This is a genomic window from Phyllobacterium sophorae (assembly GCF_003010965.1).
Taxonomy (GTDB): Bacteria; Pseudomonadota; Alphaproteobacteria; order Rhizobiales; family Rhizobiaceae; genus Phyllobacterium; species Phyllobacterium sophorae.
Genome location: NZ_PGGM01000002.1, coordinates 348,530 through 363,014, shown reverse-complemented (window position 1 = coordinate 363,014; position 14,485 = coordinate 348,530). Strand labels below are relative to the sequence as shown.

The 14,485-nt window shown below is 58.3% G+C and carries 12 protein-coding genes; 4 read left to right on the top strand and 8 right to left on the bottom strand.

Annotated elements, in window-relative coordinates; translation table 11 throughout:
- Nucleotides 1-4: 4 nt before the first annotated feature.
- On the top strand, nucleotides 5-622 hold the full coding sequence (locus CU103_RS05655) for a DUF922 domain-containing Zn-dependent protease (RefSeq protein ID WP_106662952.1): 618 nt from the start codon (nucleotides 5-7) through the stop codon (nucleotides 620-622).
- A 91-nt stretch (nucleotides 623-713) separates the two neighbouring features.
- Here CU103_RS05655 and CU103_RS05650 read toward each other — a convergent pair whose 3' ends face one another.
- The 3 genes from CU103_RS05650 to CU103_RS05640 form a co-directional block, all read right to left on the bottom strand.
- Nucleotides 714-1,739, bottom strand: coding sequence for an NAD(P)/FAD-dependent oxidoreductase (locus CU103_RS05650; RefSeq protein WP_106662951.1), 1,026 nt, complete (start codon nucleotides 1,737-1,739; stop codon nucleotides 714-716).
- Nucleotides 1,740-1,954: 215 nt separating this feature from the next.
- Nucleotides 1,955-2,275: a 2Fe-2S iron-sulfur cluster-binding protein gene (locus CU103_RS05645; protein WP_106663315.1), complete on the bottom strand. Its 321-nt coding sequence runs from the start codon at nucleotides 2,273-2,275 to the stop codon at nucleotides 1,955-1,957.
- 135 nt (nucleotides 2,276-2,410) lie between these two features.
- The gene (locus CU103_RS05640; protein ID WP_106662950.1) at nucleotides 2,411-2,779 is read right to left on the bottom strand and encodes an Hpt domain-containing protein; all 369 of its coding nucleotides are present in this window, start codon (nucleotides 2,777-2,779) and stop codon (nucleotides 2,411-2,413) included.
- A 383-nt stretch (nucleotides 2,780-3,162) separates the two neighbouring features.
- On the opposite strand from CU103_RS05640, the gene CU103_RS05635 reads away from it, so the two are divergent.
- Nucleotides 3,163-8,130 carry an apolipoprotein A-IV repeat region-like domain-containing protein gene (locus CU103_RS05635; protein ID WP_106662949.1) on the top strand — a complete coding sequence of 1,656 codons (4,968 nt, stop codon included), beginning with the start codon at nucleotides 3,163-3,165 and terminating at the stop codon, nucleotides 8,128-8,130.
- A 76-nt stretch (nucleotides 8,131-8,206) separates the two neighbouring features.
- Here CU103_RS05635 and ftrA read toward each other — a convergent pair whose 3' ends face one another.
- Entirely contained in the window at nucleotides 8,207-9,202 is a 996-nt protein-coding gene (gene ftrA / locus CU103_RS05630) for a transcriptional regulator FtrA (protein WP_106663314.1), read from the bottom strand.
- 85 nt (nucleotides 9,203-9,287) lie between these two features.
- Between ftrA and CU103_RS05625 the strand changes: the two genes are divergently transcribed.
- Nucleotides 9,288-9,713: a rhodanese-like domain-containing protein gene (locus CU103_RS05625; RefSeq protein ID WP_106662948.1), complete on the top strand. Its 426-nt coding sequence runs from the start codon at nucleotides 9,288-9,290 to the stop codon at nucleotides 9,711-9,713.
- Nucleotides 9,714-9,717: 4 nt separating this feature from the next.
- Here CU103_RS05625 and CU103_RS05620 read toward each other — a convergent pair whose 3' ends face one another.
- The 4 genes from CU103_RS05620 to CU103_RS05605 form a co-directional block, all read right to left on the bottom strand.
- Nucleotides 9,718-10,302 (bottom strand): ABC-type transport auxiliary lipoprotein family protein, encoded by a 585-nt coding sequence (locus tag CU103_RS05620; RefSeq protein WP_425350567.1) that lies wholly within the window; start codon nucleotides 10,300-10,302, stop codon nucleotides 9,718-9,720.
- 65 nt (nucleotides 10,303-10,367) lie between these two features.
- Entirely contained in the window at nucleotides 10,368-11,360 is a 993-nt protein-coding gene (locus tag CU103_RS05615; protein ID WP_106662946.1) for an MlaD family protein, read from the bottom strand.
- Nucleotides 11,361-11,363: 3 nt separating this feature from the next.
- On the bottom strand, nucleotides 11,364-12,242 hold the full coding sequence (locus CU103_RS05610; protein ID WP_106662945.1) for an ABC transporter ATP-binding protein: 879 nt from the start codon (nucleotides 12,240-12,242) through the stop codon (nucleotides 11,364-11,366).
- 20 nt (nucleotides 12,243-12,262) lie between these two features.
- Nucleotides 12,263-13,438 carry an ABC transporter permease gene (locus CU103_RS05605; RefSeq protein WP_106662944.1) on the bottom strand — a complete coding sequence of 392 codons (1,176 nt, stop codon included), beginning with the start codon at nucleotides 13,436-13,438 and terminating at the stop codon, nucleotides 12,263-12,265.
- Nucleotides 13,439-13,495: 57 nt separating this feature from the next.
- Here CU103_RS05605 and dgcA point away from each other — a divergent pair, with 57 nt between their 5' ends.
- Nucleotides 13,496-14,479, top strand: a complete 984-nt coding sequence (gene dgcA / locus CU103_RS05600) for an N-acetyl-D-Glu racemase DgcA (RefSeq protein WP_106662943.1) — start codon at nucleotides 13,496-13,498, stop codon at nucleotides 14,477-14,479.
- Nucleotides 14,480-14,485 lie beyond the last annotated feature (6 nt).

The following is a 14,485-nucleotide window of genomic DNA, read 5'->3' as shown; positions in this document are numbered from 1 at the left end:
CTACATGCATACTCTAGCCAAAGCTGTGTCACTCGGTATGGCGCTTTTCTTGGCCGCGCCGGCCGCCGACGCGGCAACAGTCTTGCGAAAATACGAATATTTTTCCTTGAATGGCCGCACCGCCGCAGATCTCGACCGCGAATTGTACCGACGCGGACCGTTGTTGCAAAAGACGGGGCAACGCCATCCCGGCATGACGAGGATGCGTCTCACCAACCGGATCAAGTACGGTTCGGATGGCAGCAGCTGCCGTGTCGTCGAAGCCAGCATCACGGTCCATGCGCAGGTATATCTGCCGCGGTGGAAGCAGCGCCGGACAGCCAAGCCGGACCTCGCCATGGTATGGGACACGCTGTCGTCAGATATCAAGCGGCACGAGGAAAGTCATATCTCCATTGCCCGTACTGCAGCCGGGGATATGGAGCGCCGGCTCAAGGCGCTCCCCTGGCGCAGCGATTGCCCCACCTTGAAGGCCGATATCGATGCCCTGACGGTCAAACTGATGCTGCAGCACGACCTCGCTCAAGTCCAGTTCGACCGCGTCGAGGCAAAAAATTTCGAAGATCGTTTTGGGCGGCTTCTTACCTACCGGATTATTCGCGAATTCGGCAAAAATCCTTGATGCATCCTGATGGACATCTCATGCGATTTTCTGCGCTTCCGGTTCTCGAACCGCGCCAGATGGTTCATCGACCCATTTCCACAATGGGTCTTTAATTGACGCCCAGCTTCTTCTGCAGGCTGGTTGATGACGTGGTGTACTGGAATACGATCCGCTCGTTCGGGCTTACGATGTGTTTAGCCGCTTGAGTCATCAACGCGGCTTCGTGGAAGCCGGAGAGGATAAGTTTCAGCTTGCCGGGGTACCAGTTGATGTCGCCGATGGCGAAGATACCCGGTTCCGACGTTTCGAAGGTCTCGACATTCACTGGAATGAGATTTTCGTTGAGATTGAGACCCCAATCGGCAATGGGTCCAAGTTTCATCGTCAAGCCGAAGAAGGGCAGCATACGCGTGACGGGAATGTGGACTTCACCTTCGCTGCCCTTGATCGTTGCATGGGTAAGCTGGCCGCCCTCACCCTTGAGACCGGAAACCTGGCCGAGTTCGAATCGGACACTGCCGCTATCGACCAGCTCGAACATCTTCTTGACGCTATCGGGCGCAGCGCGGAATTCGGCACGGCGATGCACGACGGTGAGGCTGCGCGCGATTGGCTGCAGGTTCAGCGCCCAGTCGAGCGCGGAATCGCCGCCACCGACGATCAGGATGTCCTGATCGCGGAATTCCTCCATGCGGCGCACCGAATAGAACACGCTCTTGCCTTCATAGGCCTCGATGCCCGGAACCGGAGGACGTTTCGGCTGGAACGAGCCACCGCCAGCGGCGATCACGACAACCTTGGCCTCGAAGACTTCCGCCTCGTCAGTTTCGACATGGAACGAGCCGTCGGCCTGGCGCTCGAGCTTGGTCACCATGCGGTTGAAATGGAACTGCGGTGCAAACGGCTTGATCTGCTCCATCAGCTTCTCGGTCAAATCGTGCCCGCTGATGATCGGCCATGCCGGAATGTCATAGATCGGCTTTTCCGGATAGAGTTCGGCGCATTGGCCGCCCGGGCGGTCAAGAATATCGATGAGATGGCATTTGAGATCATAGAGGCCAAGTTCAAAGACAGCGAACAGGCCAACCGGCCCGGCGCCAATGATCACAACATCAGTCTTGATAATCTCGCTCATCGTAAATTCCTCACACCAGGACCTTCTGCATGCCGTGCAGATTGAAAGGGATTATGGCTGGTGCGTCAGCGCCTTTCTGGTCTGGATACGCACGGGCTGCACAGCGCGTAACGACTGCATTCGTCGAGGTCAAGAGAATGCGCTTTGCCGTGACACCAAAACGGCGGGCATGGCAGTTATTCTAATCGGTGGATGAGAAAAAAACAGCCGTCCAATCAGGCCTGGCGTTCCGGCACATGCACAACCAAACCATCCAGATCGTCTGAAACCCGAATCTGGCAGGACAAGCGGGAGTTAGGGCGAACATCGTAGGCGAAATCCAGCATGTCCTCTTCCATGGCTTCGGGCTCCCCCGTCGTGGAAGTCCAATCTTCATCGACATAGACATGGCATGTGGCGCAGGCGCAAGCGCCGCCGCACTCCGCATCGATACCCGGGACCGCATTGCGGATGGCGTTTTCCATCACGGTCGAGCCGTTTTCGGCGTTCGCCTCAATTCGCGCGCCATCGAAAGTGACAAACGTGATCTTTGCCATAAAAAATGCCCCAAGCAGGAAAGTTACCGCTGACATAGGGATTCGGACAGGGAAGTCAATTGTACTCCCTGACGCAGCCTTACGATGACGGTTCCACCCTTCCCCGGAAAGCGGCGAGCTTGCTGGCCAGGAACGTTACCGGGTAATTGCCGCTATATAATCACGGACATCGTCAACGACCGGGCGCAGGTCCTTGACCTTTCGGGAATCGGATGGCGCCTGCTCGATCGCCTCCGCCAGCTCTGCGACACCGAAAGCGCCGATAGCCCGGGCCGATCCCTTCAACGATCTGGCGAGACGGACGCGCTCGTCCGGATTGGCCTGAGCGAGCCGGTCAACGATACCGCATGTCTGACGCGAGAAGAGGCTGAGAATTTCGATTTCGAGGGCTCTGTTGCCAAAGGTCTCGCGTGTGAGATGAACGAGATCGATGGGGCGCTTTCGCGATGGCTTCGATTTTTCGCCTCCCGGCAGCGCGAAGGCCATCGATGCTTGCTGTGCCATTTTTACTCTCCTCAACGCATTTACAAATGAACTAACGAGTTTATTCAAATGCCGATGATTCAAGGTTAAAACGTGGCAGTCGCGGTGTAAAAACAGGCACTTATGGTGAACGTTCGGTAAATTTTGATTTTCCTGTGAAATTTCATTCGATCATACTGTGCCGCTGGTTCCTGGGCCTCACCAAGGACGCAGCGGGCGTCAAAAAATCAAACAAGCGATTTTTTGGGTCACGCGCAAAAATTAACCTTGTGTTTAAACTTTTAAGCATTTCCCGAATCCATTGTTTCTTTCCAAGCCATGTGCCAGTACGATACAGTAGCGGCGTAATGAGTATGGCGCGGTGAGCTCCACATGTGGTCACCGCCCAATATTGTGAGGTAAACATGGCCACAGCTCCTAAAAGCAAAGCAGCGAAGACCGAAGAAGAACTCGGGGAAGCTCTTGAAAAGGCTCTCGAAATTGATTTCGACGAGTCGACGCTTGGGATGGACATGGATTTGTCCCCAATCGATGACGATCTTTTGTCCTTGAACGATCTGGAAGCCCAGATTTCACAGGCAGCACAGGAGCTCGCAGCCGAAAAGCACAATGCTCCTTCAGAGCCGGAACCTGTGAAAGCGGCTGAAATCAAGGCGCCCCTTGCGGCGGCGGCTGCCGTTCCCCTGCCCGCGCCAAAACCTCAGATCAAGGCTGCAAATCCGATCCCCGCCGCACCGCCCGCGCCACCCAAGGCTCCGGCCATACCGGCGCAGACATTCAAGCCGGCAAACGATGATCTGCTGCAGACGAAATCAGCCTCGCGTCCATCGGCCCCGGTGCAGGCACCAAGATCCTATAGTCTCGTTACCGCAATCATAAGCGTCCTCTGGGCCGCCGGCGTGCTTGTCCTCGGCAACGCACTTTACGGGTCCTCGCTATGGTCGATCCGCTCATTGTCGGACTTCGCCGCAGCGCCTTATGCAATCGGACTGGCCGCGGCCATCATTGTGCCGATCATGCTGTTCTGGGCTTTCGCCCTGATGGTACGCCGCGCTCAGGAAATGCAATATGCCGCGCGCTCCATGGCTGAAGCCGCCATGCGTCTGTCCGAACCGGAAATGCTGTCTTCGGACCGTGTTGCCTCGCTGGGACAAGCCGTGCGCCGCGAAGTTGCGGCGATGAGCGAGGGTGTCGAGCGCACGCTCGCCCGCGCCGTTGAACTCGAAACCCTTGTCCAGACCGAAGTCAATCAGCTCGAACGCGTCTATACGGACAATGAGTATCGTATCCGGACGCTGGTCGACCGGCTCGGCGGTGAACGCGAGTCTGTCATTGGCCACGCCGAACGTGTTCGCGCCTCGATATCGAGTGCGCATGAACAGTTGAAGGATGAACTGTCGCAAGCCGGTGATGCGTTGCGCGAAAACCTTTCCAGTGCTTCGACGAACCTGACGATGTCGATCAGCCAGTCGGGCGAGACCCTCATCGACCGCCTGACCCAGAGCGGCCAGGCAATTTCCGAATCGATCGTTACGCGCTCCGACGACATTTCACATAAGATCAGCACTTCCGGCGAAGCCTTTGCAAATCTTCTGGAAATGCGCATTGCTGCCCTGTCCGAACAGACCGACGCCGTAACGCTGAAACTGGCCGACACACTCGATGGCCGCACCAACAGCATGCTCTCGCTGCTCGGCGACGCAACCCAGACCCTTGTCGGCGAATTCGACACACGTCTTGCCGGCCTCGATACGACGATCAACGAACGCGGGCGTTCGCTGCTTGCCGAGTTCGAGACACGCGCGCAGTCGCTGGACACAAGCACAGAGCGTCTCAACTCGGCGCTTGAAGCCCGTGCACGCCAGATCAACGAACAGCTGATCGAGCGCACCCGCGATATCGCCAAGACCTTCACCGATGGCCGCGCCTCGATCGACGGGATCGTCGACGAGACCAAAGCCAAGATCGGCAACGATCTGTCGAGCCTGTCGGAATCGGTTGGCAGCCTGCTGTCCACCAATGCGGCAGCCTTTGCGGACAGACTGGTTGAAAGCCGTGAGGCACTGGCAGCCACGCTGTCGAGTGAAACGGATCGCGCCGCCTCGCTCATTCTCGAACAGGCCGGTCAGATTGGCGATCACACCGCAAATCTCAAAACCATTCTCGAAAGCAGCACCGCCGCCATCGGCCAGATTGTCGAGGGCCACACTGTCTCCCTCGAAGATCGCGCTGCCGGGCTGCGTACGGCCCTCGACGACAATGATGCCCGCATCGGCTCGGCGCTTGAACAACACGCAAAAGCGATCGAAGACCGTACCTCTGGCATGCACGCCGCCTTCTCGGATACTGATGCCAAGATTCGCGCAACGCTCGACGAACATGCACGCACAATCGACCTGCGCAGTTCCAGCATCGAGGCGGCGATCCAGACGAACGACTCCCGCATCGGTCAGACGCTTGATGCCCATGCCAAGATCATTGACGATCGCACATCCGGAATGCGCGCTGCATTCGTCGATACGCATTCCAAGATCGCCCAGACCCTGGATCAGCACGCCAAGAGCCTTGACGAGCGCAATCAGGAAATCCAGCAGGCATTGTCGAGCAGCGATATCAAGCTCGGCGAGACCCTTTCGGCCCATACGCAGGCCATCGACGCCCGCAACGCGGAGATTCAATCGACACTGCTTAACAGCGGCGCGCGTATCGATGACACGCTCGGTGGATTCATTGATTCCGTGGACGATCGGACGAACCGCATCGAGTCCGCACTTACCAGCAGCGATGCGCGTATCGGTGATGTTCTGGCCACTCACGCCAGCGCAATCGAAGAACGCACTGCAGGGATCGGCCAGGCACTCATCGACAGCGACGCACGCATCAGCGACGTTCTGGCTTCTCATGCCAGCTCTATCGAGGATCGCACCGCGGGTATCGAGCAGGCCTTGGTCAACAGCGATGCGCGCATCAGCCAGACGCTTGCGACCCATGCGTCTTCGCTCGATGAGCGGACTGCCGGCATCCAGTCGGCACTCGAGAATACCCACGCACGCATTGGCGAGACCCTCGCTCAGCATGCCCACGATATTGAAGAGCGCACATCGGGTATTCGCTCGGTGCTCGACACCAGCAACAGCCAGATCGGCGACACGCTCGCTTCGCATATCGGCGCTCTCGAAGAGCGGGCCGCGGCGATCCGGGCAACCCTGTCGGATAGCGACACCCGTATCGGTGATACATTGAATGCGCATGCAAGCGTGCTTGATGACCGTATCGCCGGCATCCGGGCTGCCATGGAACAGGGCAATGCCGCCATCGGCCAGACGCTGGACAATCAAGCCAGCGCGATCAGCGACCGCACAGTTGCGCTTCAGGCTGTGCTGCAGGACAGCGCCGAAGTGCTGGCAAAGGCGTTCGAAAGCCACGGTGGAACCATCGACGAGCGCACGACGACCATGCAGGACGCGCTCGCGATGGGCGTGGACAATGTGCGCAAGTCGCTGGAGCAGAGCGCTTCCGTCGTTGCACGCACCTTGCGCGACAAGATCACCGAGGCCGCCTCTTCGCTCACGGGTGAGGCACAGAAGGCCGGTGAAGCGCTGGACGGTCATGGCGAGGCGTTCAGCCAGCGCATGAATGAGAGCCTGGCGCAAACCGAACAGCGTCTTGGTGAGCGCGCCCGCGAAGCCGCAGCCAATCTGGAAGCGCTCGAGGCCCGCTTCTCCGCCGCGACGGATTCTACCGCATCCAAGCTTGCCGAGAGCACCCGCGAACTCAACGAAGTCCTTGCTGCCCGTTCGCAGGAAATCATCGGCATCCTTGACAATACCGCACAGCCGCTGGTCGACAGCCTCGCAGACAATGGCCGCACGCTGGCTTCACAGCTCGTCGAAGCGACAACGGCCGCAACGGAACGTCTGCGTGTCGAAAATGCGGCTCTGATCAACGCGATCGCCAGCCGCACGGCCGAGACGATCACTGCTGTCCAGGCGGCTAAGGCTGGCCTCACCGACGACGTCAGCAATCTCATCGACCGCCTCTCCGCCTCCAATGCGAAGCTCGGTGAACTGATCGATATGGCGACCAAGAACCTCGGCGACATCGACGGGCGTCTTCTCGACACGACGACCGCATTTGCCGAAAATGCCACCAAGGCTGCGGAGTCTTTCGAGACATCGACGCGTCTCATCGACGGTAATCTCGGCAAGCTGTCAGAGCTGTCGGGTTCGACGCTGACGGACATTGCCGCCATCGCCAAGCGCTTCGATGAACATGGCCGCATGCTGAACTCGGCATCGGAACTGATCAACGCATCGCAGTCGAACCTCGCATCGACCTTCGACGAACGCCAGGAAGCGCTGCAAAATCTGGCAGCCGGACTGGTGGCAAAATCGGAGGGCATCGAGAAGACCATGCGTTCGTTCGAATCGCTGGTATCCTCGGCATTCGATCGAGCCGAAGGCCGTGCGTCACAGACGACCGAACAGATCCGCAATTCTATCTCGGAGGTTGTCGAACAGGCATCGCAGAAGTTCGCCACTGCAACGGACGAAATCCGTCGCTCATCCGCCGCCATTCGCGCGGAACTCGAGGAAACCCGTTCCGAATTGCAGCGCGGCGTTATGGACATGCCGGAAGAAGCAAAACAGTCGACCGCACAAATGCGCAAGGCTGTTTCCGAACAGATCAACGCTTTGAAGGAACTGTCGGAAATCGTTCAGAAATCCGGCCGTCTCACGGACGTTGGCGAAGCTCGCGCCGCCCGCGCAGCTGCTCCGGCTCGCACAGCCGCCGTTGCGGCGCAGCCGCAGCGTAGCGAACCGGCGACAGCACCGAGGGCCACAACAGCTCAAGCGCCTGCCGCACCGGCAATGCGCGGCAGCATCGATGTCCGTGGCACCGCGGCACAGGCTCAGCGTCCGGCCGGCAATGGCTGGGTCTCGGACCTGCTGCGCCGCGCTTCCAGCGACGAGGCCCAGTCGGATCCCAAGGCGAAATCGCCTGAGACCGGTGCCCGTTCCCCGGGCCAGGTGGTCGAATCGCTGAACTCGCTGTCGATCGACATTACCCGTGCGATCGATCACGAGGCATCGGTCGAACTCTGGCAACGTTACCGTGCCGGCGAGCGCAACGTGTTCACGCGCCGCCTCTATACGCTCAAGGGTCAGCAGACATTCGACGAGATCAAGCGCAAGTACACGGCGGACAGCGAATTCCGCCGCGCTGTGGATCGTTACATGGATGATTTCGAACGTCTTCTCGAAGACGTGAGCCGCAACGACCGCGACAATGTCATGACGCAGAACTATCTGACGTCAGACACTGGCAAGGTCTACACGATGCTGGCGCATGCGAGTAATCGCCTGCGGTAACATCTTGGTCCAGACAAGAAAAAACGCGGCCTTGAGCCGCGTTTTTTTGTCAGACGAAGCGAAAACATTTCAGCCACTACAACAATTCCTGTTCCTGACCGAACATCTCGCGGTAAGCAGTCGGCGTCGTGGCCAGTTCCTGGCGAAAATGGTGCCGCAATGTCGCTGCGGTACCAAACCCGGTGGATTTAGCGATCTTTTCGACAGATATGGATGAGCTCTCGAGCATCTCCCGTGCTTTTGCCAAACGCTCCGACAACAGCCATTTCGCTGGCGTCAAACCTGTCGCGGCCTGAAACCGGCGAAGGAAAGTACGCGGGCTCATGCCGGCGGCCTTTGCCAAGGCCGCGATGGAATAGCCGTGGTGCAGTTCTTTACGCATGCGTTCGAGCAGCGGGGAGAATCGCGCACCCTCATGCTGCGCTGGCACAGCCCGTTCGACGAATTGCGCCTGTCCCCCATCGCGGTGCGGGGCAACCACGAGACGCCGTGCTACCTTGTTCGCCGCTTCTGTACCGAAATCCCGGCGAATGAGATGCAGGCAAAGATCGATTCCGGCCGCACTTCCCGCTGAGGTCAGAATGTTGCCCTCGTCCACATAGAGTACATTCGGGGCAAATTCGATGTCCGGATAGCGCTCTGTCAGCAGGTCCGCATAGCGCCAATGGGTGGTTGCCCTGCGCCCCGACAGAAGGCCCGCCGCGGCCAGAACGAAGACACCGGAACAGATGGAAAGAATGCGGGCGCCGTTGTCATGCGCCCGTCTCAACGCCTGCACCAGCGATTCAGGCACGGAGTGTTCGACGCCGCGCCAGCCCGGCATGATGATCGTTCCCGCATGGTCGAAGAGATCGAGGCCACCATCGGCGATGATGCGCACACCACCCGTGGCACGCAGTTCGCCCATTTCAATGCTGGCGACTGCGAATTTGTACCAGTCATCGCCCATCTCGGGCCTGGGCAGTCCGAACATTTCGACGACGACGCCAAATTCGAACGTGCAGAGCCCATCATAGGCAACAGCAACGACGAGCGGGTTTTCAAGGCGGGAAGCAACGGATGAGTTTGACATGATCTTGACGATATATGGCAATCTCGCCAACTACCAGACCTTCCATGGCTGTCCTATTGATAGGCCATCCACAAAGGAGAACAAAATGAGCTACGTAACCGATGTTCCCGCCGCCCCGGCCAAGATCGCCATCGAACATTTTTCCCGCCGGCTTTCAGTAGAGACCGATTGTGCCGATGTCGCATCGGCATTGATGACAGGCAACCAGGATTTCGTGCTTCTCCATGTTGTCGGGACAGTGGCTGCATACGAACGCCGCCACATTCCTGGCGCGATCCATTTGCCGCACCGCGAAATATCGGCCGAACGTACGGCAGAATGGCCAGACGGCACGCTGTTCATCGCCTACTGTGCCGGCCCTCATTGCAATGGAGCCGATCAGGCCGCGCTGAAACTCGCCAGACTTGGCCGTCCCGTGAAAATCATGATCGGCGGAATCACCGGATGGGCGGACGAAGAGCTGCCCTTTGCTTCCGGCCCCGACGCCGGTGACCTGAGCAAGGCTGCCTGAGCGGCTAAATAACCGACAGTGTCCAGGCCACTATATCGCTTGTGGCACTGTCGAACGCGCGATCGAGAGCGGCGATATACGATTCATTGCCTGGCCCGCTGACCGGCGATGTCGAGCGGAAGACGCGCGAAGAGCGCACGGTTCCATTCTTGTCATTGAGAATCTTTATGGCGAGCTCGACAACCGCGGTCTCTCCCGCCGAAGCATCGATGTCGAAGGTGCGAATCTCGCTGATCACCTGATAGTCGATGGCAAGGCCATCGCCTGGACGGCCCACGCCGCCAAGGCGGCGTGTGCTTTCGAAGGCCTGAATCAGGCGTGACTGCACGATATTCGGCAGCCGGTCGGCCCATTGCGCCCCTTTGAGGAACGAAATCGAATTGGGACCCGAGCGAACGACAACGTTTTCGCCATCGAGCGCCTTGAGTGCAGACGGCGCGGCAATCAGGATTTGACGCCCCTGCTTTCGCGGTGAAGTAACGGACGGCGAGGCACTGGAAAGATCAAATGTATCAAGCTTTTTGCTGCTGGCGCAGGCTGATACGGACAAGGTGATCAGCAGAGCGGCAACTGTCGTTCTTGAATTCACCAATGCCCCTGTCCCCGCGAAGCGCAACGATCCGTTAGCCTTCATGCGATGCGAATCTGCCAAAGTCAACGGCGTGTGCGCCCGTCATATTCAGGAACGTTGCCTCCCCCACCGAAAATCACGCGCTGGGGGTTCTTTTCAAGATCGGTGATCGCCCGCTCGATCCGCTGGACCGATTGACGGCTCTCATTTACGAGCGCCTGCACGTCGCGCAAGCCCTGTCCAGAGAATCGGTTGATGTTGTCGGTGATCGGACCGAGTCGCGCGTTGAGATTGTCGGCCACTGCGCGATAGGATTGCATTGTTTCGCGCGCTTCCCTCACAACACTGCCATCCTGATCCGAAAGTTGCTTGTCGAGTTTGACGAGAACGCCATCGACCCGGGTCGATGCAGAATTGAGACGCGTCATCATTTCCCGCGCCTCCTTGACCACGGCCTGCACGTCTTCCGCGCTTTGGCTGAACTTGTCGATGACTTCCGAATTGTTCGCGAGCGCGTCGGTAAACTTCTTCGTATTGTTGACCGTATCGACCAAAGGGCCCTTCACTTCGGTAATAAAACTTTCGATCGTGCTCACCGCACCGTCGACGCGTTCGAGGATCGTTTGCGCCTTTTGCAGAAGGTTGTTCACCACCGAAGGATCAGCATCCATGCGGGCGATCTGATCGTCTTTCGCGGCTTCCTCGAGCAGGTTCGGCTCGTTGAGCTTGCCGCCCTTGAGCTCGATGAACGCCTGACCGGTCAAGCCGGCAAAGCCTAACGTCGCCTGTGTCGAACGGGTGATCGGAGTCGTTGCGTTGACTTCCGTCTGGGCGATCACCGCATCGGGATTATTGGCGTCGATGAACAGCCGCCGGACGCTGCCCACCTTGATACCGTTGAAAAGCACCTGACTGCCTTCGGCGAGGCCGGTAACAGAGCCGACGATGCGGATTTCAAGCGTGGCAGTTTCGCTTCGATCGCCATAACGGGCGATCCAGTAGACAAAGCCGAACGCAAAAATGCAGACGACCAGCGTGAAAATCCCGACCAGGACATAATTGGCTTTCGTTTCCATGGTCTATTCCACCTGACCTTCTCGTCCTTGTGCAGGCTGTGGCGTCGTTCCATCGCCTCCTGGCCGCCGCCTGCTGTTGCCATTGCTGACGATCTGGCGCGCACGCTTGCCGCGGAAATATTCTTGAACCCACGGGTCATCAAACGCCAGCATGTCGTCGATGGTTCCTTCAACGAGAACCTTCTTCTTACCCAATACAGCGATTCGGTCGCAAACCGCGAACAGGCTGTCGAGGTCGTGGGTCACCATGTAGACCGTAAGCCCCATCGTATCGCGCAGGTTGGCGATAAGCTCATCAAAATCCGCCGCGCCAATCGGATCGAGACCCGAGGTCGGCTCGTCGAGAAAGACAATCTCCGGATCGAGCGACAGTGCACGGGCAAGAGCCGCGCGCTTGATCATGCCGCCGGAAAGTTCCGACGGGTATTTTTCCGCCGTGTCGGGCTTCAGTCCGACGAGGTCGATCTTCAGGCGCGCCAATTCATCCATCAGCCTTTGTGGAATATCAAGGTACTCACGCATGGGGACCTGAATGTTTTCCAGCACCGTCAGCGATGAAAACAGCGCGCCATGCTGAAACAGTACCCCCATGCGCATATCGACGCCGAGCTTTTCCTGTTCGGAAGCCTTGTCGATATCGTGGCCAAAAATGCTGATCTTTCCGGATTGCTTCTGGTTCAGGCCAAGTATTGCCCGCATAAGAACCGACTTGCCAGTACCGGATGCACCAACGAAACCAAGAATCTCGCCGCGATAGACGTCAAGTGACAGATTATCGAGCACTTTCGACGTGCCGAATGAAACGCTGACATCCTTTATAGAAAGGATGACATCCTTGGCCTCTGTGTCGGGGATCTGTTTGTTGGCTGCTGTCGGAGTCATGCGCCTCGGCGGTCCCTGACCTAAAAATTGATCGATGCGTAGAAGATAGCGAAAATACCATCAACGACGATCACCACGAAAATCGATTTGACCACGGATGCGGTCACACGCTGGCCAAGCGACTCCGCACTTCCACCGACTTTCATTCCTTCGACGGAAGCCATGATGCCGATGATCATCGCCATGAATGGTGCCTTGATCAAGCCCGCCAAGTAGCTCGACAAATCAATGGCATCGCGCAGCCGCTGAATGAATGCGTCGGGAGTGATTCCGGAGTAGGCCCAGGTGATGACGATTGCGCCCATGAGAGCGGCAAAGTCGGCTATGATCGTCAGCAATGGCAGTGAGATCACCAGCGCGACAAGGCGCGGAAATACCAGAACACCCACCGGATTGAGACCGATGACGGTCAGCGCATCCGTCTCCTCACGCATCTTCATCGAGCCTATCTCTGCCGTGATCGCACTGCCGGAACGCCCGGCAATCATGATCGCGGTCAGAAGCACGCCGATTTCGCGCAGGACGAGAATACCGACGAGATCAACGACGAAAATCTCGGCCCCGAAATAGCGCAGCTGAAACGCACCTTGTTGCGCGATGATCGCGCCGATGATCGTTGACATCAGCACAACGACTGGAACGGCGCCGATACCCATGCTGTCGATCTGGTGAACGATGGCCGCGGGCCTGATGCCGCTGCGGCCGCTACCCTTCATCTGGGCGCCGCGTACGGTGGCGCCCAGGATGTGCATCGCCATGATGAAATCGTCCCCAAAGGCGTAGACGGTTTTGCCAATGGTCTCCAGAAAGCGAATCACCAGACTGGGCTTTGCGGCAGGAACTGCATCCTCGGGGGCTGCCGCAGCTTCGCCCACAGCCTCAAACAGCGCGCCCCAACTCTCGGCCTGGCCCTCGATCGTGACTTGCTTGCCGGCCTTTTCAAGCCTGGTACGCAAGCGTTCGACCAGCCAGGTTCCGGCGGTATCGAGCAATTCAATGCCCGAAAGGTCAATTACAGCACTTGAAAAGCCGTTATCGCGACCGATTTCGCGCATACGCTCGTCAACGCGGCGAACGTTGCGGGTCGTCCATGCACCAGTAAGCGTGACCGTCGCGCGATCGCCTTCCTTGCTGAATTCAACGTGAGGCGGCGCTGCGGTAGAAGCACTTGAATTGTTTGCTCTATCGGTCAACATCACACACACATATCGAGTCTCTTGGCTGATGTCACTTGAACAATTAAGGCGTGAAAAATGGCACTAAAAATGGAGATAATGGTTGAGCGCTGGCCCATAGCGGGGGCGTTTACAATCTCCCGCGGCTCAAAAACCGAAGCTGCGGTCGTGCTCTGCATTCTGACCGATGGCGACTATGTCGGACGTGGCGAATGTGTGCCCTACGCACGCTATGGCGAAAGCCTCGATTCTGTCTGCGGCGAAATTGAAAAGCTGCGCGACGCGTTGCTGAACGGCGCCACCCGGGAGGATTTGCCCGCTCTCATCGGTGCAGGTGCCGCCCGCAACGCCATTGATTGTGCATTATGGGATCTGGAGGCCAAGCGCAGCGGCAAGCTGGTGGCGGACATGGTCGGGCTGCCTCCGTTGCGGGACCTTACCACGGCAGTTACCGTCTCTTTCGGTAATGCCCGGGCGATGGCTGCTTCAGCTGCTGCCTTTGCCGACCGGCCGTTGATCAAGGTCAAAGTGGGCGGGGACAATGATGCGGAACGCATTCGCTTGGTTGCCGAGGCGGCACCCGCGAGCCGCATCATCATCGACGCCAATGAGGGTTGGAGCGGCGACAACATCGTTGAGAACATGCTTGCTGCGGCCAAGGCCGGCGTGGTGCTCATCGAGCAGCCTCTCCCTGCCGGAAAGGACGATATCCTTGCCGAGATACCGCACCCGGTACCGGTCTGTGCCGATGAAAGCGCCCATGGCACCGATGATCTTCACACGTTGCTTGGCCGCTACGACAGTATCAACATCAAGCTCGACAAGACCGGCGGTCTGACGGAGGCGCTGCGCATGCAAAAGCGCGCCCGCGAACTTGGTTTTGGCATCATGGTCGGCTGCATGGTCGGAACGTCGCTGGCGATGGCACCTGCCACACTGGTAGCTCAGGACGCGGATTTTGTCGATCTCGATGGTCCCCTGATCCTGAAAGAAGATCGCGATCCCGGTCTGGTTTTCGAAGGCAGCCGTGTCTCACCACCCGAACCGGAACTCTGGGGCTAGATTCCT